Origin of the sequence: Indibacter alkaliphilus LW1, assembly GCF_000295935.2 — a bacterium.
In the GTDB taxonomy this organism is placed as follows: domain Bacteria; phylum Bacteroidota; class Bacteroidia; order Cytophagales; family Cyclobacteriaceae; genus Indibacter; species Indibacter alkaliphilus.
On the sequence record NZ_ALWO02000011.1, the window covers coordinates 1 to 23197 of the forward strand.

18 protein-coding genes and 1 tRNA gene are annotated in these 23197 nt (G+C 39.6%); 4 read left to right on the forward strand and 15 right to left on the reverse strand.

What is annotated here, in order from left to right:
• Window positions 1-354: 354 nt before the first annotated feature.
• The 7 genes from A33Q_RS01340 to A33Q_RS01370 all read right to left on the reverse strand — a co-directional run bounded on the left by A33Q_RS01340 (window position 355) and on the right by A33Q_RS01370 (window position 8736).
• Window positions 355-1371 carry a PorP/SprF family type IX secretion system membrane protein gene (locus tag A33Q_RS01340; protein ID WP_009034042.1) on the reverse strand — a complete coding sequence of 339 codons (1017 nt, stop codon included), beginning with the start codon at window positions 1369-1371 and terminating at the stop codon, window positions 355-357.
• A complete protein-coding gene (locus A33Q_RS01345; RefSeq protein WP_152527366.1) occupies window positions 1368-3644 on the reverse strand; it encodes a PKD domain-containing protein in 2277 nt (758 codons plus the stop codon). Before A33Q_RS01345 ends, A33Q_RS01340 begins: the two co-directional genes overlap by 4 nt.
• Window positions 3645-3810: 166 nt before the next feature.
• Complete coding sequence (locus tag A33Q_RS01350) at window positions 3811-5082, reverse strand: adenylosuccinate synthase (protein ID WP_009034044.1); 1272 nt, start codon at window positions 5080-5082, stop codon at window positions 3811-3813.
• A gap of 134 nt (window positions 5083-5216) precedes the next feature.
• Window positions 5217-5423, reverse strand: a complete 207-nt coding sequence (locus A33Q_RS21935) for a hypothetical protein (RefSeq protein WP_152527367.1) — start codon at window positions 5421-5423, stop codon at window positions 5217-5219.
• Window positions 5424-5634: 211 nt separating this feature from the next.
• Window positions 5635-5979, reverse strand: a complete 345-nt coding sequence (locus tag A33Q_RS01360) for an STAS domain-containing protein (protein WP_009034046.1) — start codon at window positions 5977-5979, stop codon at window positions 5635-5637.
• A complete protein-coding gene (locus A33Q_RS01365; RefSeq protein ID WP_009034047.1) occupies window positions 5976-6443 on the reverse strand; it encodes a Fur family transcriptional regulator in 468 nt (155 codons plus the stop codon). Before A33Q_RS01365 ends, A33Q_RS01360 begins: the two co-directional genes overlap by 4 nt.
• Before the next feature lie 70 nt (window positions 6444-6513).
• On the reverse strand, window positions 6514-8736 hold the full coding sequence (locus A33Q_RS01370) for a RelA/SpoT family protein (RefSeq protein WP_009034048.1): 2223 nt from the start codon (window positions 8734-8736) through the stop codon (window positions 6514-6516).
• 131 nt (window positions 8737-8867) lie between these two features.
• On the opposite strand from A33Q_RS01370, the gene A33Q_RS01375 reads away from it, so the two are divergent.
• From A33Q_RS01375 to clpX, 4 genes are all read left to right on the forward strand, one after another.
• Window positions 8868-8949, forward strand: a tRNA-Leu gene (locus tag A33Q_RS01375).
• Window positions 8950-9058: 109 nt separating this feature from the next.
• Complete coding sequence (gene tig, locus A33Q_RS01380; RefSeq protein ID WP_009034049.1) at window positions 9059-10387, forward strand: trigger factor; 1329 nt, start codon at window positions 9059-9061, stop codon at window positions 10385-10387.
• Between the two features lie 81 nt (window positions 10388-10468).
• On the forward strand, window positions 10469-11137 hold the full coding sequence (locus A33Q_RS01385; RefSeq protein ID WP_009034050.1) for a ClpP family protease: 669 nt from the start codon (window positions 10469-10471) through the stop codon (window positions 11135-11137).
• Window positions 11138-11143: 6 nt separating this feature from the next.
• Window positions 11144-12370 carry an ATP-dependent Clp protease ATP-binding subunit ClpX gene (gene clpX / locus A33Q_RS01390; protein ID WP_009034051.1) on the forward strand — a complete coding sequence of 409 codons (1227 nt, stop codon included), beginning with the start codon at window positions 11144-11146 and terminating at the stop codon, window positions 12368-12370.
• A 34-nt stretch (window positions 12371-12404) separates the two neighbouring features.
• On the opposite strand, the gene A33Q_RS01395 is transcribed toward clpX, so the two are convergent.
• From A33Q_RS01395 to A33Q_RS01430, 8 genes are all read right to left on the reverse strand, one after another.
• Complete coding sequence (locus tag A33Q_RS01395; protein ID WP_009034052.1) at window positions 12405-13073, reverse strand: hypothetical protein; 669 nt, start codon at window positions 13071-13073, stop codon at window positions 12405-12407.
• A 64-nt stretch (window positions 13074-13137) separates the two neighbouring features.
• Window positions 13138-13617, reverse strand: coding sequence for a DUF4843 domain-containing protein (locus A33Q_RS01400; protein WP_009034053.1), 480 nt, complete (start codon window positions 13615-13617; stop codon window positions 13138-13140).
• A gap of 14 nt (window positions 13618-13631) precedes the next feature.
• The gene (locus A33Q_RS01405; protein WP_235062762.1) at window positions 13632-15167 is read right to left on the reverse strand and encodes a RagB/SusD family nutrient uptake outer membrane protein; all 1536 of its coding nucleotides are present in this window, start codon (window positions 15165-15167) and stop codon (window positions 13632-13634) included.
• Between the two features lie 18 nt (window positions 15168-15185).
• The gene (locus A33Q_RS01410; protein ID WP_009034055.1) at window positions 15186-18257 is read right to left on the reverse strand and encodes a SusC/RagA family TonB-linked outer membrane protein; all 3072 of its coding nucleotides are present in this window, start codon (window positions 18255-18257) and stop codon (window positions 15186-15188) included.
• Between the two features lie 551 nt (window positions 18258-18808).
• Window positions 18809-19912 (reverse strand): lipid-A-disaccharide synthase, encoded by a 1104-nt coding sequence (gene lpxB / locus A33Q_RS01415; RefSeq protein ID WP_009034056.1) that lies wholly within the window; start codon window positions 19910-19912, stop codon window positions 18809-18811.
• 38 nt (window positions 19913-19950) lie between these two features.
• Window positions 19951-20370: a 6-pyruvoyl trahydropterin synthase family protein gene (locus A33Q_RS01420; protein WP_009034057.1), complete on the reverse strand. Its 420-nt coding sequence runs from the start codon at window positions 20368-20370 to the stop codon at window positions 19951-19953.
• A 166-nt stretch (window positions 20371-20536) separates the two neighbouring features.
• The gene (locus A33Q_RS01425) at window positions 20537-22465 is read right to left on the reverse strand and encodes an OmpA family protein (protein ID WP_009034058.1); all 1929 of its coding nucleotides are present in this window, start codon (window positions 22463-22465) and stop codon (window positions 20537-20539) included.
• A gap of 2 nt (window positions 22466-22467) precedes the next feature.
• Window positions 22468-23094, reverse strand: coding sequence for a 7-carboxy-7-deazaguanine synthase QueE (locus tag A33Q_RS01430; RefSeq protein ID WP_009034059.1), 627 nt, complete (start codon window positions 23092-23094; stop codon window positions 22468-22470).
• Window positions 23095-23197: the final 103 nt, after the last annotated feature.

Sequence of the window (23197 nt, forward strand, 5' to 3'; positions counted from 1 at the left end):
ATTATTATTACCGGTCCATATTCGTATTATCTGTCTCACAGTCTTTCAATGAACTTTTACAGCAGATATACCGCCGTATCGAAAACTACCTTACGTAGCTCTTTTTTAAATCCCGTTGCCCGAACAGGTTTGCAAAGGTAATTCAAAATTTTATTTTAACAAAATAAAATTTTTAAAATTTTCATTTGATTCCAGTCTGCTGGATAGCGGCAACCGAAATATTTATAAAGAAAATTTGTTGCAGTCCCATCGTTTTGGGTTTGCAAAGGTGCAACTCTTTTTACCATTTACAAAACGATGTCAGAAAATAATCTTAAAAGATTCCTAAGTCTACTGATAATCAAAGTGAAAAAATTAATAACGAAATCCCGGGGAATAATTTAGTCCTTTATTCCAAATCTGATTAACAAAAGAATAGCGAATTGAAAGCTCATGGGCTCCACCGGAATTTCGCCAACCAAGCTTGGAAAGCGTGAAATCATAACTGTACCCTATGTCCAATCCATTTTGAAGGGAAAAGCCTACCAGCCCAATAAGTGCATCATTATTTGGCAAACCATTAAAAGATGGAAGCCCTCTATACCATAGCCCTAAAATTATGGGCTCGAAATAAAGCTCTGAACCTATATCCAACTGATCAAAAAAACCTTGTCTCTTGTAATTGAACGCAAAAGATACAGTCCTTTCTTGCCGTGTATTGTTAAAGTAATCATTGATAAAGCCTGGCTTGAGATCAAACCTTACTCCTCCATGCGCTGAATATTTTCTTGGCAAACCATCATAACCATCCATTAAATAGGATAAGTCTGGCTGGGTCAAATGATGTGAAGAAATGCCAAACCAAACTTTATCATTGTAAAACAACAGACCAGAATGCAAGTCAATAAAACTGGTTTGCCTATCATCAATTATCCCAGAGCCAGGAGATGGAGAGATAACCCCTCTATCAACATCAAGCTGTGTACCCAAAATCACTTCATCAAAAGCTGCTGCACGCAATCCATAGCTGCCTTGCACCCCAAAGTTTAGAAAGCTCTTCTCTCCTATCCGGAGCCTGTAAGTATATAAGATTCCAACCTCATTGTTTTGAAGATTTGAAAATGATTCCCTGCTTCCATTGACAATCAAACCCACCCCTGAATTGTAATCCTCGAAATAATGATCCAAATAGGCACTGTATGCAATGAAACTTTGATCAATAGAAGGCCATTGATTTCTGAAATTCAAACCCAGCCTGGTAATCTCCGCACTACCTGCAAATGCAGGATTCAAATACATAGACGCCGCATAAAATTGAGAAAACTGAATATCCTGCGCTTTCAGCAGGGGCACGTACAACAGCATGATCAGCATCCAGAATATTTTTCTCATCTTATCAATTGAAATTTACCTGTTTCCTCAAATACTTCCCCATCCACTGACAGCATCTTTACTTTGTATACATAACTGCCTCCCGGTGCCAATTCCCCTTTAAAACTTCCATCCCAACCTTCAGTGTTTAAATCATTGCTTTGGAAAACCATATTTCCCCAGAGATTGAAAACCAATAATTCCATTTCCACGATCCCTCTAACCTTTGGCCTAAAATACCTGTTTTCAAATTGGGTCGGTGTAAACCCTGTCGGGATCATCACCCTGTAGGAAAGATCCAAAACCACAGTAATTTCATCTGTAGTTGAACAGCCAAATTCATCTAACGCGGTAACCTGAACCAAATATTCTCCCCTACTACCAAAAACATGGCTAGGCGATAAACCTGAGGCAGTTGTCCCATCCCCAAAATCCCATTCTGTTTCGACAATAGTACGATTGGGTTCAAAAGTAAAGCTTATCTCATCATCTATAAAAATATCCGCATCAGACGGCCTTGAAGGATCCATCAGTTGATAAGAAATCGCTAACATCAATGGCTCCGTTACATAATTGACTACAAAATTTGAGGGAGGACCAAAACACTCAAGCCCTTTTCTCTTGGCCTCAAGGGTAAACTCCCCAGGCGGCAAATCAACTGAATCAATCGCCTCCTCAATCCGGGTTTCCCCATCAAGGCCAATCAACCTATAATCAAAAGAATCAGGATCAAAATCTTCCAAATAATCCAAAAGGTTAGGTGCTTCTTCCGGAAGGCAAGCTATTATTTCTTCCTGAATGGTAACTTCTGGAAGCTCAGGTATAGAAATCAAAATCTCCTCTGATACTACAAAACATTCGTTTCTATTGGTATAACCTTCCACCTTGTAGGCTCCCGGGAATCCGGACTCATAAAAAGGTTCTTGAGTTTCTCTAACAAAAACGTCATTCAAATACCATTTGAAACTCGAATAAAGGTCATCCCCGAACGCTTCCATTCTGACTGACTCCCCCTCACATATGGAGACTTCATTGGTCTCTGTATCAAAATCCTCAAACTTTATATTCACCGGATTTGGGGATTCCTGGATAAAAAGATTGAGAGCACTCCCGTTGGACTGCCTACCATAAGTATCTATTATGGTATAATACACTGTTAGTGTTTGGTCTATAAAATCTGCACTTGGAGTAAAAGTATAACCAACCCCATTTCCATTTGCTCTCAATACCCCTTGCTCCAGCTCGAGTACATCAGACCGGCACCTACCTTGCAAACAAATGTCATCCAAGACAGCCTCAATCTCCTCCAATGACCTGTAAAATTGAAGGCACCTTACAGTAGAGTTTTCATTAGGCAGGTCAATGGCATCAGCCGGAATCTCAAAAAAATTGTCCTGTCCTGCGCATGTGGCCAAATCTTCAAATTCTCGGGTTACCGGATTTTCCAAGCCTTCCTGATCCGCTACCTCTACGGTCAACTCCCCTATTTCGTGGATATTGACAATTGAGCCAGTTGAGGCCGCAAATCCTATTTTTAAATTTTCTGGAGCAGATTGGGTATAGGGCTGGTTTGAAAATATCACTACTCTTCTGAGTCCCGCCCCATTGTTGATATCCATTTCAAGATTTAGTAAATAACCATTCCCATTTGGATTGGGAAGTAATTCCAAATAAACCTTTCTATATCCCAGCTGATCAGGATTGGTGACACGTGGGGTGCCTTGTATCCCTGAGTTAAGGGCAAACATTTCATTCAATGGTAAAGAAATGGGAGTCTCCTCTACCGCAAGGGTTGTTTTGGCTACCAGAAAATTGTAGCCTGAAAACCCACTCCCACCAGTCCTCACCGCAATCGTGTTTGGGTAAGTAAGGTCTGTTGATAAGCCACCGTTTTTATTTTCCGAAGAATTTGAAAAATTGCCGAAAACATCAAAGCCTAAGCCGAAATATGCTCCCGTAAGACCGGGAATTTCATTTCTTGGAGCATACCCCAATGACCCTCCAAATCCTCCCGGAGCAAAATTCTGGGTAGCAGCATCAAATAAAAACACACTCATCCCATCACCTCCAGTACCTCCATAAATATACATTTCAAAAGTGGCCTTGATACCAAAATTAGAAGGGAATGGAATATCAATGTATGCATACCCACTTTGATCTTGGTCTGCATCCGTCAATCGCAAGACCCCATCATCTACCCTAGCTGATCCCCCTGTGATAAATAACGGATTTGAATCGTCAGCAAAGTCTCCGCAGAATGGAAATCCAGTTTGACCAAAAGAAACTGAGGCCAATAAGAAAAGTATGATAAAAGATGTAAAAAAACCTGAGGTTAATTTTTTGGAGACACTCCCAAATCTTAAATAAAATCCTTCCTTCAAAACCCAAATAAATATAAGTATGCAAATTAGGCTTTTTAGTTCAAAAAAAAAGCCTCTCGGCTACAAGAGGCTTTATTCACTACCTTAATATGGTTTGCTTCCTATCCGGACCTACCGATACCAATTTGATCGGTACTTCCAAAGCCTCTTCAAGCATTGTAACATAATCCTTTAGCTCTTTTGGAAATCCATCATAGCTACTTATATCAGCCAAGGATTGGTTCCAGCCGGGTACGGTTTGATAAACAGGCTTCACTTCTACTGAGTCCAACTCATAGGTCAACCTGTCCACCATTGTTCCATCAGGCAATTCATAGTGCGTGCAGACTTTTATTTGTTCGAAAATATTGAGTACATCAGCTTTCATCATAAACAACTGGGTCACTCCATTGATCATGATAGAATACTTCAAAGCAGGCAAGTCTATCCAACCACACCTCCTTGGTCTTCCAGTGGTGGAGCCAAATTCATTTCCTTCTTTTCTCATGGCTTCCCCATCTTCATCGAAAAGTTCCGTAGGGAAAGGTCCACTACCTACTCTGGTACAGTACGCTTTAAAAATTCCGTAAACCTCTCCAATCCTGGACGGGGCCACTCCCAACCCTGTACATGCTCCCGGAGCCATTGTAGTGGAAGAGGTCACAAAAGGATAACTGCCAAAATCAATATCCAAAAGAGAACCCTGCGCGCCCTCAGCCAATACCCGCTGACCTTCTTTGAGGTACGTATTCACTTCGTACTCACTGTCCACAAGATTGAGTGTCTTGAAGAATTCTACCGCATCGAAAAACGTAGCCTCCAGCTCTGCCAATTGGCTTAGGTCAAAATCATAAAATGACAATATTGTTTTGTGCTTGTCCACAAGACCTTGATATTTTTCCTTAAAATCAGGAGAGAGAATATCTCCTACCCTCAAAGCGACTCTTCCTATCTTATCCTGATAAGTCGGTCCTATACCTTTAAGTGTGGATCCGATTTTTTTATCCCCTTTGGATTTTTCATAAGCTGCGTCCAACAACTTATGGGTTGGAATGATAATGGTGGCCTTTTTTGAAATAAAAAGGTTCTTTTTGAATGCTATATTGAACTTGTGAAGCCCTTCAATTTCCTTTTTGAGGATTACAGGGTCAAGCACTACCCCATTTCCAATAATATTGGTGATGTTTTCTCTAAAAATCCCGGATGGAATCTGATGAAGCACATGCTTGATCCCGTCAAATTCCAAAGTATGACCGGCATTGGGCCCTCCCTGAAACCTGGCGACTACATCGTATTGCGGCGCTAGCACATCCACAACCTTACCTTTTCCTTCGTCGCCCCATTGCAGGCCCAAAAGCACATCCATTTTCATTGATTTATATTTAAAATGTCGTATTGATTTCTTTTAAGCCGTGAAATTTGGAATAAGGTTAAATAATTGCAAGGAAAACAGCTTATTTATTATAGACCTTACTTTCAGAATCATAAATTCCGGATCAATACTACTTAAAAATCAATGTCAACAAAGTAATAGTCAAGGTAGTTTTCTTTTTCTTGATTTTTGGCATTGAATAAAACAAGCCCCAAGGATGTATATACCAAGTTATTAATTCCTTCTGTACGTCTTGGACCATCCTTTTCTAAATAAAAACCCTCTTTTACTTTTAAAGTATCTCCCTCAAAATAAATAGTGTCCAAAGAATTTTTCAACATATTATAGGATATCATTAAGCTTGAATCCAAGAAACTAGAATGTGGAAATGGATACTGGGAGCTCAGGTCTGTGTCAGCAAAATACACTGTTATTTTCGGGCTGATATCAACAAAAATTTCCTGCCCTGAAAATCGTTTTTCTTCGGAGCAGGAAATAAGGTGTGCTGCTAAAATTAAAAGAAGTGAATTTCTAAACCACGTATTTTTCAACTCAGCCTATTTTTTCTTTTGCCTCTGTTACTGTATCAAACACCGTAAAAATATTATTCAGCTTGGTGATGATCAAAAGCTTTTTTACATGGTCTGAAGGTGAAGTAAGGTACACTTCCCCTTCTACATTTCTCATTTTGGTCAGCATGGTGATCAAAAGACCGATTCCACTGGAACTGATGTACCTTACCTCACTCAGGTCCACTACAAAATTCCTGACGCCGTCATTGACTGCATCTGAAACCATTTCTACCAACTTAGGCCCTACTTCATCTCCAATAAGGTCCCCTTGGATATGTAAAAAATAAGCTTTTTCTTCTTTGTCTAATTGATAGGTGAGTTTCATACAGTAGGTCTATTTTCACATTGTTCTTTTTTACAATTGCCATACAAAATCAGTGAATGGTGCAAGACTTGAAAGTTCAGAACTTCCCCCACCGTATTTTGTATGTTCTGCACTCTAGGATCGCAAAACTCCAAAACTTTATTACAATCAGTGCAGATAAGATGGTCATGCTGCTTGTAGCCATATGATTTCTCGAATTGTGCCAGGTTTTGGCCAAACTGATGCTTGGTCACCAAATCACATTCAACCAATAAATCTAAGGTATTGTAAACCGTAGCCCTGCTAACACGATAGTTTTTGTTTTTCATGCTGATATACAGCGACTCCACATCAAAGTGTCCGGTTCTTCCATAGATTTCCTCCAGGATGGCGTATCGTTCAGGGGTTTTGCGCAGCTTTTTGTTTTCCAGATAGGCAGTGAATATTTTCTTTACCTCCTCAAAAACACTTTCATTTAAGGCCATGTAATGCTTTTTTTTTCAAATATAACTGTTCTTATTTAGAAAAGATTCAAATAAGGAGTAATACCTTTGTCTAATCAAATCGGGTCACTTTAATAATACCTTCAACTTTAGATAAATTCTCAACCAATTTTTCCAAATGCTGTGTGCTATGTACATATAATTTGATGGTCCCTTCGAAAATCCCACTGTCAGAATCTACTGTAATGGAGCGCATATTCACTTTCAGTTCGTTGGAAATAACTTTGGTCACATCATTGATCAACCCTACCCTGTCCGTACCTATGATCCTAAGACCAGCTAAAAATGCTATTTCCTGTTGACTGGTCCAGCGTGCTTTGATCACCCTATTTCCGTGATTGGAAAGAAGCTCCAGTGCATTGGGACATGAGGTACGGTGAATTTTGATTCCTTCATTGACAGTCACAAACCCAAATACGTCGTCTCCAGGGATCGGATTACAGCATTTAGCCAAGATGTAATCCACCACATCCATATCCTCCCCTATCAAAAGCTGATCATGGTCTGGACCCTTTAAGCTTTTGATTTCTTTGGTAAAGGAAGATTCATCTTTTACTTTTTCCAGAGAAGGCTTACTCTTTTGTTTTTTCTGTTCTTTAAAGTCTTTGAAGCTCTTGATTGAGGTTGCATCTATTACCCCTTTACCGACTTTATAGTAAAACTCATTGGGAGTTTTGGTTTCGAAATATGCTCTTAACTGTTCTACTATTTCAGAGTTGAAATCCATTTTCATCTGCCGAAGCTTTCGCTGCACGATCTCCTTCCCATCCATCATTGTGGATTTTTTCTCTTCTTTTAGGGCATCTTTTATTTTTGCCTTTGCCCTGGAAGTCACTACTGAGTTGAGCCAATCTTCTGTAGGCTTTTGCTTGTTGGAAGTAAGGATCTCTACCTGATCACCGTTTTTCAGCTTATGATTGATGGGGACTAGTTTCTGATTCACTTTTGCACCGATGCACTTCGCTCCCACTTCAGTATGGATTTCGAAGGCAAAATCCAGAGCTGTGGCTCCAAATGGAAGGACTTTTAATTCTCCTTTGGGAGTAAATACGAAAACTTCATCATGGAATAAGTTTCCTCTAAAATCATCCATAAACTCAATAGCCGAACCATCGTTGGACTCCAAAAGTGACCTGACTTGAGTAATCCATTTGTCAAGACCTGAGCTACTTTTGCCTTGAGCAGCTTCTATCTCCTTATATTTCCAATGTGCAGCATATCCTCTTTCCGCGATATCATCCATACGTACAGTTCGGATCTGAACTTCCACCCATTGACCGGTATTACTCATCACAGTGGTATGCAAAGATTCGTATCCGTTGGCACGAGGAGTACTGATCCAATCTCTTAACCTGTCAGGATTGGGTCTGTAGAAATCCGTGACAATAGAATAAACTTGCCAACAATCAGCCTTTTCATCTTCAAGATCACTGTCAATAATTATCCTCACTGCAAATAGATCATAGACTTCCTCAAAAGGAATATTCTGCTTTTTCATTTTATTATAGATAGAAAAAACAGACTTAGGCCTTCCTTTGACTGTGAATTCAAAACCTTGTAGATGCAACTCCTCTTCTACAGGGGCAGTAAAACTCTTGATAAATTTATTTCTTGAAAGGCGGGTCTCGTTGATTTTCTCTACGATATAATTATATGTGTCAGAGTCTGTGTATTTCAGATAAAGGTCCTCCAATTCGGATTTGATGGCATACAAACCCAACCTATGCGCCAATGGAGCATAGAGGTACATAGTCTCTGAAGCAATCTTCAGCTGTTTGTGGCGCGGCATACTCTGCAGCGTACGCATGTTATTGAGCCTATCAGCCAATTTGATCAGAATAACCCGAACATCGTCAGACAGCGTGAGCAACATTTTTCGGAAATTCTCAGCCTGCTGGGATGAGCCATAATCAAAGACACCTGAAATCTTGGTAAGGCCATCTATAATCTGAGCCACTTTAGGTCCAAAATCCCTATCGATATCTTCAAGCTCCCAATCTGTATCTTCTACCACATCATGCAGAAGGGCGGACACAATACTGGTAGTCCCCAGTCCAATTTCCTCTACACAGACCAGAGCAACTTCCAGAGGATGGTAAATATAAGGCTCCCCGGATTTTCTCCGCATTTCCTTATGCGCTTCGTTAGCCACATTGAAAGCTTTCTTGATCAACTTTGCATCTCCTTCTTTCAACAGTGGCTTGGCCATTCGGAGCAGCCTCCTGTATCTTTTAAGAATCTCTTTTCTCTCTTCTTCTAAATCAACTTGAATCATATATTAGATTAGTGTAGCAAACCTCTGATCAAAATTAGGGGCTTATTTAATTTTTTTTTAAAGTATTTCAGGATTTTTTAAATCTGTTTTTGCAAGTTTGAAATTGATTATTACCTTTGCCCCACATTAAAGCGGATGTGGCGAAATTGGTAGACGCACTAGACTTAGGATCTAGCGCCGCGAGGCATGGGGGTTCGAGTCCCTCCATCCGCACACATCTTAACCCTCAATCACAATTCCGATTAAAATCCGGCCCAGCCGGATGGATCTGGGAAAAGAGATTGAGGGTTTTTAATTAAAATCTAACCAAAATCAAATTACCTTGGAAATCTCTTTAGACAAACATTCAGCAAATCAAGCTTCAGTTAAAATTAAATTAAATGAAGCAGATTATCAACCTAAGGTTGATGCGAAACTTAAAGATTATGCCAAAAAGGCAAACATCAAAGGTTTCCGACCAGGCAAAGCCCCTGTTTCGATGGTAAAGAAAATGTATGGAACTTCTGTTTTGGTAGACGAAATCAATGAAATCCTTTCCTCCTCTTTAAACAACTATCTTAAAGAGCAAACTTTTAAAATATTGGGAGACCCACTTCCAATGATTGAAGATGCTGACAGCATTGACTGGAAAACCCAGACTGAATTTGAATTTCAGTATAAAATAGGTTTTGTGGAAGAAATTGAATTCAAGCTGGATGATTCTTTGAAAGCTACTTCTTATAAAGTGGAAATGAACGATGCTGAAGTAGAAGAAGCAATCACAAACCTCAGAAGTCAGTATGGAAAAATGACTAACCCAGAGGTAAGTGAAGAAAATGACTTCCTTTACGGCGATCTGAAGTCTGAAGATGGCACATTCGAAAAAACCTTCAGCCTTCCATTGTCCAAGGTTGAAAAGAAGTCTCTCAAGAAGTTTGTGGGTGTCAAAAAAGGTGATGTTGTGGAACTTGACCCCTCTAAGGCCATCAAAGAAGATTTGGCACAGACTGTGGGTGTGGAAGAGGAAGAAGTAGAAAAACTTTCCGGAAAATTCACTTTTACGGTACAAAATATCAACAGAACTGAACTTGCTGATTTCAATCAGGAGTTTTTCGACAAACTATTTGGTCCTGGACAAGTAGATTCCGAAGAAGCCATGAGAGCAAAAGTTCAGGAAATTATTTCTGACAACTATAATAAAGAAGCCGCTGTCTACAGTGATGAGCAGATCAAAGATAAATTGATCGAGTCTGCCAACATCGAACTTCCTGAAGCATTCTTAAAAGAATGGTTGATAAGAGCCAATGAAGGAAAAGTGACTGAAGAACAGGTTGAAAAAGAATACCCGATCTATGCCAAGCAACTCACTTGGACTTTGATTTCAGGTAAAATTGCCAAAGACAATGAAATCAAAGCTGAGCACGAGGATGTCATTGAGAAGACTAAAGAAATGATCCGAGAGCAGTTTGCCTCTTCTGGCATGGGTGCACAAATGGAAGAAAGCATGGGCATGTTTGTAGACAATTACCTTCAAGGCAATGAAGGTCAGAACTACATGCAAATGCTGACATCAGTACAAAATGATAAAGTATTGGCATTTGTAAAAGAAAAAGCCAATGTAAAGGAAGAAAAAATCAGTGCAGATAAATTCAAGGAACTGTTGGAAAACTAATCCTGATTCAAAATCGTTATCAGAAAGTCCTTCATTTAGTAAGGGCTTTTTTTATTTTTGTACAATACTAAAAACGAGATTATGATCAACAAAGACGAATTCAGAAAGTTTGCGGTGCACAACAGAGGCATCAGCGGCAATGCATTTGACCAATACAACACTTTTGTAGAAAACATGACCCGATCGGTAATAGAGGAAAGACCGACTAATTTCAGAGAAATTGACGTGTTTTCCAGATTGATTATGGACAGGATCATTTTCTTAGGAACACAGGTGGATGATTTTATTGCCAATATCATTACTGCCCAACTGCTTTTCCTGGAATCTACAGACCCTAAAAAAGATGTACTTCTTTATATCAATAGTCCTGGGGGTTCAGTAACAGCAGGACTTGGTATTTATGATACCATGCAGTACATTCAGCCGGAAGTTGCTACCATTTGTACAGGAATTGCTGCATCTATGGGTGCTGTTTTGTTGGCTGGTGGTGCAAAAGATAAGCGTTCTGCTTTGAAACATTCCAGGGTTATGATTCACCAGCCTTCTGGTGGGATGCAGGGACAGTCCAAAGACATGGAAATATCCTTGAAACTGATCCTTTCCATGAAAGAGGAGTTATATCAGATTCTTGCGGACCATTCCGGAAAGACATTTGAAGAAATAGAAAGAGATTCAGACAGGGATTACTGGATGAAAGCTCCTGAGGCAAAAGAATATGGCCTCATTGATGAAGTTTTGATTAGAAAATAAAAAAACATGGCACAAGTTACCTGTTCATTTTGCGGGAGAAATAAAAAAGATGTTGACTTAATGGTATCGGGCATCTCGGCTCATATCTGTAATTTCTGCATTGACCAAGCCTATCAGATTTTGGGTGAGGAAGAGAAAAACAAGAAACCTGTAAAGAACCTCAAATTCAAACTTAAGAAGCCGAAAGAGTTGACAGAGTATCTGAATGAGTATGTCATCGGTCAATACGATGCCAAAAAAGTACTCAATGTAGCTGTTTACAATCACTACAAAAGACTCTCTCAACCTTCTTCTGACAAAGATGAAATCAGGATCGAGAAGTCCAATATCATCATGGTAGGAGATACGGGAACAGGTAAAACCTATCTGGCAAAAACACTTGCTAGGATTTTGGAAGTGCCATTCTGTATAGCGGATGCCACTGTGCTGACGGAAGCAGGCTATGTAGGGGAGGATGTGGAAAGCATTCTTACAAGACTTCTTCAAGCTGCTGATTACAATGTAGAAGCAGCAGAGCGAGGAATTGTTTATATAGATGAAATCGACAAAATAGCCCGTAAGTCAGACAATCCATCCATTACCAGAGATGTAAGTGGTGAAGGAGTTCAGCAGGCATTGCTCAAGCTATTGGAAGGAACAGTGGTCAATGTACCCCCGCAAGGAGGCAGAAAACATCCAGACCAAAAGATGATTGCTGTCAATACAGAGAATATTTTGTTTATCTGTGGCGGAGCATTCGACGGGATTGGAAGACACATTGCGAACAGGTTGAATACACAACCGCTAGGCTTTAGCAAAAGAACAGAAACGAATCAGATTGACAGAGCCAACCTCCTTCAATATGTTACAGCTCAGGATCTTAAGTCTTTCGGTCTTATCCCTGAGCTCATTGGGCGACTACCGGTAGTTACCCACCTTGATCCATTGGACGCTACTGCTTTGAAGAGTATTTTGACAGAACCAAAAAATGCACTCACAAAGCAATATAAGAAGCTGATGGAAATGGAAAATGTCAAGCTTATATTTGAAGAAAGCGGTATTGATTACATCGTGGAAAAAGCCATAGAGTACAACTTGGGAGCCAGAGGCCTAAGATCTATCTGCGAGGCAATCATAACAGATGCTATGTACGAGTTACCATCTGACGAGAACATCAAGGAACTCGTCATAGATAAAAAATATGCCCAGGAGCAATTTGAAAAATCCAAGTTCAAGAAGTTGCAAGTAGCATAAATAAAAAAAGAGGCGTCCAAGGACGCCTCTTTTTTTATCTATCTGCATTAAGCAGCATAATCAATCTCCTGATATCCGTCTTTTCTTTTAAATCCAAATTGTAAGTATTGCTCAGTTCATTGATGGATTTGTAAACCTCATCGCCAAAAAACTCAACCATTGCTTTTTTCCTCGTTTTCCAGAGAAATGCTTCTCCATCCTTAAACACATACAAATCTTCTACATTGGAGAAGGCCTTTGCTCTCTGAGAACCATAAGTGGCACCCGGATCATCAATCATTTTCTTGTATTTGTGATTGACCAATGTATACTCTCCATCTACCAGAAGTTCGACGAACCTATTTGTTCCTACACCGGGAATATTATAACCTGATCGGAAAAATTGCGGAGCAGATTTAGCGTTCAGGATAAATCCATTGATTCTTCCTGGCGAATAGGCCATCAACTCTCTTCCATCTCTGTATTCTAAAGTATGATTAAAGGCATTGAAAGCTATAACTACCTCCTCAGCAGTATCCCTTTCGGAAAAAATAATAGATCCCTGGTCAAACTCAGTCCAATATTGGGAGCCTTTTACTTCTGGGTAAGGATTGGCCATCACTGGATTTCCTGTGGCCTGATCTCTCATCATTTGCAATTGTGCCAATGCATTGTTTGTATAAATGAATGCAATAAGCAAAAATAATAAACTAAACTTTTTCATATTCAAATATAAAAAAAGGCCGGTGAAAACCGACCTTTTATACTATAATTTGTTAGAATAATTATTATTCCTCTTCCGGAGGACTAGGTCTTGTTATCCTTAACTGGACTCTTTTGTAGTTTTCACTTGCTTGGATTTCAGAATTACCTTCCAATTCCAACAACAAGTCTACAGATCCACCGATTTCACCGGTATTGATCACATCAACTTCCAAAGTAGCAATGGAAGAATTCGCAGGAATCACCAAAGAACCAGAAACATTGTAATCGGTCCCTTCTACAGCAGTAGTTCCTTCAGAAACTACTCTATAAGTAATGGTTTCGTCACTGTCTCTTTGTCTGGCTACAAGGTTTACTTGTAAACCATAAGTACCAATGCTGTTTGCGATGCTTATCCTTGGATAGGTTTGACCAGCAACGGGTGCTGTCACTACTGCAGCTTGAAATTCAACCTCAGCTCCTTCCCAAATCGGATAGTTTTGTTCGATACAAGAACCGAATACAAAAACCATCACAAGGGAAAATATAGATAATATCTTTTTCATAGTCTTTTTCAATTTTAGTATCCTCTGTTTTGATTTAGGTTAGTATTACCATCAACTTCACGCTGAGGAATCAGAGGAAGAATTCTAAAGTCATCGAAAGGTACGAAGTTGTTTGGCCCAAGGTATCTCTTATCCAAGTCTCTTCCGTATCTCTTCAGATCAAAGAATCTGTGACCTTCAAATGCAAACTCCTTGAATCTTTCAAGAAGAATTTCTTCAAGTATGTCTTCTCCGCTCATGCTCACATCTTCAAGACCTCTTAAGCCTTTGAATGCATTCAATTCAGCTAATGCTTCACCTGTATTACCTAATTGATAGTTGGCTTCAGCTCTGATCAGGTGCATTTCAGACTTTCTGATTACAGGAACATTATCACCGTAAACAAAACCTGCCTTGGCAATAAATTTAACACACTCGATGTTTCTTGCACCTCTTACAGTACTTCCTGTAGTATAAAGATGTGCTCTCACATCTTCATTTCTGGTTACATCCCAGCTATTGTTATCCTCAGGGTCATCTCCTACCTGAAGTGGCTCTAGTCCAAAGAAGTCCAAAACTCTTTGATTAGGAACGAAATCACCCCATCCACCTTGTGCATTTTTATTATCAAGGTTAAGCAATACGGTATAAGATGACTGAAGAGATTCGTTTACACCTATAGATTCACCGGCGATTTGGAATCTTACTTCAAACATAGCTTCAGGATGATTTTGTGCTCTCCATCCATCTACATAATCCATTCCTCCCAATACAGTTCCTGCACCGGATTCCAAAGCTGCAGTGGCAGCAGTTACAGCAGCTTGCCAGTCACCTCTGTAAAGGTGTACTCTTGCTAACAATCCCTGTGCAGCTCCCACAGAAGCATACTGAGATCCAGCACGGCTGGAAGTACCCAAAGCTGCAATTGCCTCATTCAGGTCAGTCACAATTTGATTGTAATTCTCATCGATTGTTGCTCTTGGAGAATTTCTGGTAAATGCAATGTCCGAAGTAATAGAACCTTCCAATGGCATTGGTATTCCACCCTCGTCCACTAACCCAGGCTGATGAACAGCAGTTGGGATATAAGTGTAGACTTTTGCTAAATCAAAGTAGAACAAAGCTCTCAAAAACTTCAATTCACCTTCCCATCTTGCAAGCTGAGCTGCAGAAGCACCTTCTACACCAGTTGACAAGGCATCTAGTATAAGATTAGCTTCATTGATAGCAAAATATGAAGTCTGCCAAAAGCTCAGATTATTTCCAGGAACGGAATTGAAGTGAGCATTTGGTTGATTGTTATTTTCCTGGATCAATCTACCGGAATTGGAGGTAGTTCTTCCCACATCCGCTAAAGCATCCGACAATGCCAATAAATTCCTACCATAATTATTGGTAGATCTTAATCTGGCATAGACCGAGTTTACTGCAGCTTCAACACCATCTGGTGAGTTCAAAGCCAAGTCTGCATCTATAGATTGTCTTGGGTCTACATTCAAGTCGCAGGAAGAAACCGCTACTCCAAGTCCCAAGAGAACCGCAAATGCATATTTATATATGTAATTTTTCATTTTCATTGTTATCTACTATTAAAATCCTAACTGTACACCGATCTGATAACTTTTTACAAGTGGAAGCTGTCCAGTACCTGCACCTACGAATTCAGGATCATAACCTGGATAGTTGGAATATGTCCAAAGGTTCATTCCTTGCGCATAAACTCTCGCTCTAGTCAGACCAAGGTTTCTGATTGTATTTGGACTAAAGTTATAGCCAACCTGCAATTGTGCCAATCTGATAAAGTCAGCATTCAAAAGATTTGCAGTACCAAAGTTTCTTCCTTGGCTTCTTACTTCATTACCACCATTTGAGTTACCTACGTTTCTTGGGATATCAGTCATATCACCTGGAGCAGTCCACTGTCTGTCAACCACTTCTCTTAGGGTATTTAGCGCAAGACGAGTTCCTGCTTCTCTTAGGAAGTTATACTGACCATCAGACACTACAGCCCCATACTCGTAAGTAAAGAATGCAGTCAATTCAAATCCCTTGTATCTGAATGTATTGTTCAAACCACCGTAATATGGAGCTAAATTGGAACCAAAATAAACTCTATCAGCAGCTACTGGCAAGTATGTCCTGTTTCCATTTGCATCCAACCACATTGGACGTCCTGTTGCAGGGTTCACACCAACATATTCAGCTGCAAAGTGTGAACCTGGAGCTTGTTGACCTGGGAAGGCAGGGTTACCTACTGGCTGACCAACTGCTATACCCGGATTAGCTGGTAAGAATTCTAAATCATCATACAATGAAACAACTTCATTTCTGATATAAGTAAAGTTGAATGACGTTCTCCATTGGAATCCACCTCTGTCAATATTTACAGTGCTCACTTCGAATTCTATACCCCTGTTCATCAACTCACCCACATTATTGGCAATTGATCCAAAACCATTTGTCCAAAGGATAGGCTGGTTCAAAAGCAAATTCTTTGTTCTTTGATCAAACAAATCAACTGAACCTGTTACTCTATTGCTGAAGAAACCGAAGTCAACACCCAAGTTGACAGTCTCATTGGTTTCCCATCCTAAGTCAAGATTAGCCAAAGAAGTAGGTCTGATACCTGCATTACCTGCATAGTTACCAGCGGTAGGAGCTCCGTAAAGACCTCTTGCCGCAAAGTTACCAATCTGGTCATTACCTGTTCTACCCCAAGAAGCTCTCAATTTCAAATCCGTAATTGTCTCGGAATCTTTCAAGAAATCTTCCATGGCAATATTCCAACCTGCTCTTACTGAAGGGAAAATACCATATTGGGTATTGGCACCAAATCTCGAAGAACCATCATATCTGGCTGTTGCAGTAAATAAGTACTTTTCTTTGTAGTTATAGTTTGCGTTGGCAAATACACCTTGTCTTCTATAACCTGTCCAGAAACCACCCACAAATTCCGGAGTAGCACCTGAATCGATATATCTAAATTGGAAAGTAGGGAAACCAATAGCTTCACCGTTCAAACCTTCTCTTGTTTCAGATACATATTCAAAACCAGCCAAAGCAGTTACATTATGAACATTATTGAAAGTTTTGTTCCAGTTTAAGGTATGAGTCGTAATAAACCTGGTTCTCCAATCGTTCGCTGCAGTTGCTCTACCTCTAACACCGGCACCATCAGGAGTCCTAGGATCTCTATACCTGTTCTCTGTAATCATTCTGTAATCAACGCCAATCAAACCACGGTAAGAAAGGTTATCAAGAATTTTATAGGTAGCAATTCCGTTACCGACTACTGCATTTGTAGTAGTTGTTCCTGAATTGAATTCATTCACCAAAGCTATGTTTTGGTTCAAAACACCACGAATAGTCGTGTTAAAGCTTCCATCTTCATTTCTGATCGCATTATGCGGAAGAACAGAAGATGCAGAGAAAGCTGGATTACCTAAAAATGCTCCATCAATTGCGAATGGTGAATTCTGAGTAATTGTAGACAAGTTAAGATTCGTCTCTAATGTCAATCTATCATTTGCTTTGTGAGACAAAGCAGTTCTGAAAGTTCCTCTTTCAAAATCCACTGGACGGAAAGAAGACTCTTGGTAGTTATAAGATCCTGAGATAAAGAATGTAGTCTTGTCATCACCACCTGAAACATTCAGTTCGTAGTTTTGAAGTCTACCTCTACCCATCAGTTCTCTCTGCCAGTCATAAGTTGGCAATCCAGCACCGATAGCATCTAAACCTTCTGCACCCAATTCCTGCCAGTTGCCTGGAAGTACACCCATGGCATTCAAAGCATTTGCCTGAGGATTACCCACGCCAGCATTGATCAAACCATCCCTTCTCATGGTATACCACTCGTCACCACCTAGTACATCCAAGAATTTCATTGGTTGAGTTTCACCAGCAAAAGCATTGAATTCAAATCTTGCTTTTCCTTGCTTACCTTTTCTTGTAGTAATGATAACAACACCATTCGCAGCTTGAGATCCGTAAATAGCAGCAGAAGCCGCATCTTTAAGAATTTCCATTGACTCAATGTCATTAGGATTCAAAAATGCAAGCGGGTTATCCTGGGTAAAGCTTGAGTTACCTTGGTTGTTCAACTGAACCCCATCCACAATAAAAAGAGGCTCATTACCAGCAGTAATGGACCCTACACCACGAATACGGATATTAACTGCACCACCTGGAAGACCGTTTGCCGATCTAACCTGCACACCTGCAGCTCTACCCTGCAATGCACGGTCAAATGACTGCATTGGAAGGTTTTCGATCAGTTCACCTTTTACGGAAGATACCGCGCCGGTCACTTCTCTCTTAGGCTGGGTTCCGTAACCTGTTACGATTACTTCCTCCAAACTCCTTGTATCAGGCTGTAATACTACATTCACCTGAGACCTGTTACCGATATTGACTTCCTGAGTCTCTGAACCTACAAAGGAATACACCAAAACGTTGCTCCCTTGCGGTACATTCAACGAGTAATTACCGTCCAAGTCAGTAGCAGTACCAGTAGTGGTACCCTTCACTACGACTGACGCTCCCGGAATCGGCAACCCATCCTCACCGGATGTCACCGTTCCAGTAACTACGCGACTTTGAGCAAATGCGGTAGCAGATGCCATCAAGAACGCTAGTCCTAGAAGTAAAATTTTCCTCATAATTCTATTATTTGATTTAAAGATTTTTCAATTCTATTCATTATCTCCAAATAATGCAAAACCATTTACATAAAATGCATATCCATGTCGATGTATTTATTCTAAAAAAATTCTGAATATCTAATTTTTATAAAATTATAGTTTTACAGACATCCTTCATAGCTTTATGTATCATTAAATATTTTGAATTTTATCAAATTGAAAAATAATATTCTTTTTTTAAATTTATTAACATTTAGATGACCTGATGTTAACAATGGTGAAATTCAAAAACTATACTTTTTAATTATTTATCCATTTAATAGTATATAAAAGTAGTTTTTGCCAAATTTTTCACTTTTTCATTAATAGTATTGATACCTTTTATTTTGAAAAATGTAATATTTATAAGCAAATTGACTAATCTCTGCACAACAAAAGAATTTTTAAACTGATAAAATTAAAAATTGTGATATTTTTACAAAATAGATTAGTCGATAACGGATTTTAATTTGCCCCTAAAGCCTCTTTCAGGAATAAAACAAAGGATTATCTAGTTTGTTCTGATAAAATCAATTGGAACTATCAAAAATCAATGAAGCTACAACTTTGGATGCAGAGTTTTCGCCTAGTCTTTCTTTGACTAAGTTATACCCTTGCAATACCTCAGCTTTTTTATGAATATCGGATAAAAGTTTATTCAATTCTCCAGCTACTGTATCGCTGTTAAAGTCAGTCTGAATCAGTTCTCTCACTACCTCCCTATCTGCAATAAGATTGACCAATCCTATATAAGGCACCCTAATCAATCTTTTGGCAATGATATAACTCAGCCAGCTGGTCTTATATACGACTACCTGAGGCACTCTGAATAAAGCAGTCTCTAAGGTAGCCGTCCCGGAAGTTACAATAGCTGCTGTGGCATGATGCAAGAGGTCGTAAGTCTGATCAAAAACAATTCTTATCCCAGCTTCTATGGCGGGTCTATACGCATCGGGCTTGACGTTGCTTACTCCTGCAATAACAAACTGGGCATTGGGGAATTTATTAACCAGGCTCAACATAACCTGAAGCATATTGTCCAGTTCCTGCTTCCTGCTTCCCGGCAAAAGCGCAATGATCGGTTGATAATTCAGTTCATTCTTTTGATGAAAAAATGCATGAGGTTCAAAGTTTGCAATCTCGTCCAATAAGGGATTCCCTACATATTCTGATTTTACCCCAAATTTATGGTAGAATTCCGGTTCGAAGGGTAATATAGAATAGACTTTGTCCGTATATTTTTTGATATTCAAAGCTCTTTTTTGGTTCCAAGCCCAGACTTTTGGTGGAATGTAATAATGTACTTTGATTTTATGGCTTTTGGCAAAAGCAGCGATTTTCATATTGAATCCACCGAAGTCTACCAATATTAATGCATCCGGTCTAAACTTCAGCAAGTCTTTTTTGATCTGTGATAAGTATCTGTAGATTTTTCTAAAACCCAAAAGAACTTCTAAAAAACCCATCACTGAGACATCTTGATAATGTGCTACCAACTCAAGACCAGCATTGGACGAATAGTCTCCTCCCATTCCACGGAATGATGCTTCCGGATCAAGGCTCTTTATTTCCTTGATCAGATTGGAACTGTGCAAATCCCCGGAGCGCTCCCCACAAATGAGATAGTATTTCATGAACCGAAATTAAACTAAAAAATGACGCAATCCCCCTTTTACTCCCCGTAATATTCTACAAAGTTTCTTGGAGTTTCGTAAAGGGTAAGTTTGTAAAGACTTCCATCGGTGACAATCTCGTTGATTGCAGGTGCCAATATTTTCCAGAATTCAACTACAAGATTTTCGCAGCTTGCCATCTTCCCTTGCATGAAGTCTACGTCCAAATTCAGATTTTTATGATCAACCTTATCTATAACCAATGTCTTGATCACAGAACTCAACTCCTTTAAATCTACCACAAAACCTGTCTCAGGATCAGGCATTCCTTTAACTGTCACGATGAGCTCGAAATTATGTCCATGCCAGTTGACATTGGAGCATGGGCCAAATACCTCCTTGTTTTTTTCTTCTGACCAATTAGGATTCCAAAGCTTATGTGCCGCATTAAAATGCTCTTTTCTGCAAACGTGTATCATCACTCTTTTCAATTGAGTGGCAAAAATAAGGAAAAAGATGAGGAATTGACAGTGTTAGCTGAAATGAGAATCAAAACCTGACGGGTATATTCAAAGGCAAATTCAAAAAATCAAAACAAACTCAAAAGACCTGGTGGTTTTGACGCTCACTTCAAACTACTTACAATTAAAAATTTTCCTGTATGGAAATGGTTATCCTTCTGTTCATCGCCCGGTTTTCGGCAGTATCATTGGGCCTGATAGGCTCTCTATCCCCTTTACCCAATGGAATCGCTCTCCCCTCTTTGATTCCGCTTTCCAATAAATAACGTTTTACACTTTCGGCTCTTCTTAGACTGAGATTTTCATTATAGGCAGCACTCCCTACATTGTCCGTATGGCCAACTATAAAAATATTGACATTGTAATTGACCTGAAGGAAGTCCTTAAGCCTTTTGAGCGAACTCATTGATTCAGGTTTTAACTCATCTTTATCAAAGTCAAAAAATATATTTTCAAACACAAACTCTTCTCCGGCAGCAATCGGTGTAAGTGAAATCTCTAGATCCTCTTGGTCCTTGAGGTTATCGCGATCCACGTTGTAGATTTTCGGCAGATACCCTTCCTTTTCCACATACAAGCCTGAAAAAGATTTATCCGGATAGAGCATCATAAAATCTCCCGTTTTCCCATCAGACCTGAATTGATACAGTGTGCTGTCATTGGCAAGACTCACCAAAGATAATTTTGCCTCCACGGGCTCCCCTGTTTTGGAGTTGAGAACCTTTCCTTGGGTCACTATCAGTTTTTCCCCCAAAGCAATCTCTTCGGGGAATTTGAACCGGTATAAGAATGACCTTTCTACTTTCCCTTGTGCATATGAAGTCTCGGTGTAATAGGCATAATCCCTTTGGGCGGTAATAAAAAGTGAAACCTGATCTTGGTGGTCATTGATGGGATAACCCAGGTTTTCTGGCTCCGTAAATTCCCCGTTCAAAACTCTGGACACAAATAAGTCCATGCCCCCAAATCCCCTATGTCCATTGGAAGCAAAAAACAGGATCTCATTGTTGAAATAAATAAAAGGAGAAACTTCATCTCTGGGCGTATTGACCTTCTCCCCAAGATTTTTTGCTTCGGCCCATGAGCCATCCTCATTTCTCACACTATACCAGATGTCATTGCCACCAAAGCCACCTCTTCTATTTGAAGAGAAGAAAAGGATTCTTCCGTCTGCTGACAAAGAAGGCTGGGATTCCCAAGACCTTGAATTGACATTCCTTCCCATATTTGTAGGCCTTTGCCAGATGTTATTGACTTTGTAGGCTACATATAGATCACAACTTCCAAAAGAGTCCGGAGCATCACATGAGGTGTAGATTAGAATATTGCCATCAGCAGAAATGGTACAGGTACCTTCATTGTAAAAGGTATTGATGTTTTCCGATATCCCAGCTGGAAGTGTCCAACTTTCCCCATCATCTTTCAAATAGGATACATATATATCCTCCTTTTGATTGTCTTGGGTTCCATCTCTTTTGGTAAAGAGAATTTTTCTACTGTCCGCAGTCAATACAGGAAAATACTGCAATGTAAATTGGTTGATAGGGTCTGGGAGCTTTTCCTTATTGATGACCAGGCCTTTTTGAAGGTGTTCAAAAAGAAAGTCCATCTGATCTTTTGTTTCTCTGTAGTTTCTGGATCTTTTGAAATCATCTTTCAAAATGGGATCCACGTCCTGAAACTCGGCCAAGGCCTCCTCAAATTGCCCCAGTGAAAGATATATATGAGTCTTCAACCAGCCAAAATCCCCTTTGACCTGTTCATTTGCTTTGGAGGCTCTTCTTTCACCCCTTTCTACAACTTCAAGTGCTTCGCCAGATCTTCCGGTGGTCAATAATACTCTTCCCCATTTGATGTAGGATTCCAAAAAATTAGCCTCTCTGTTGATAGAGGCTTTATATTTTTCTATTGCTTTGTCATATTGTCTGCTCAAAAGCAGTTCATCTCCCTCCTCATGCATTTTGATCGCTCTATTATCAATAATAGAGTATTTCTGCCCATAGCCCAGCTGGACAAATCCGATCAAAAACAAGGAAAGAAGAAATAACCTCATGCTTATGGAATATCCATAAACTTATGCGTTTGAAGGGAAATCTTCCATTCCGGGCGGGATTTCACATAATCTATGATACTTCCCAAGTGCACAGATGATTTGCTCCACTCCGGCTGCAAAAGTTTATGACAGTTTTTATTTACCAAAACTGCATGTTTTTCTGCAAAATCAAAGTCAGATTTATGAAAAATAACCACTTTTAACTCATTTGCATGTTCATATATGCTTGGATGTGGCTTTTTGAATTTTTTAGGAGAAAAACAGACCCAATCAAAAGTACCCGAAAATGGATGTGCTCCAGATGTCTCTATATTAATGGTAAAACCATTTTTCTTCAATAAACCGGTCAATGGACCCAGCTCATACATTAAAGGTTCACCACCTGTTATCACAACCAATCTCCCAGGATATTCAAGGGCTTGGTTAACGATATCCTCAACAGATAATATAGGCCACTTCTCTGCCTCCCAGGATTCTTTCACATCACACCATACGCATCCCACATCACATCCACCAAGTCTTATAAAATAAGCAGGGGTGCCAGTATGCACCCCTTCTCCTTGAATGGTATAAAAAGCTTCCATTACCGGAAGCATAATTCCTTGATCTATTGCCTGCTTCTTGTCCATTTCAATTTTTGATAAAGCGGGTAATTGAACCGCTTGGTATATGATTTATTAAAAGGACTGCAAAGCTACTGCAATTAATTCCAGATACAAAACCTTACCCTAA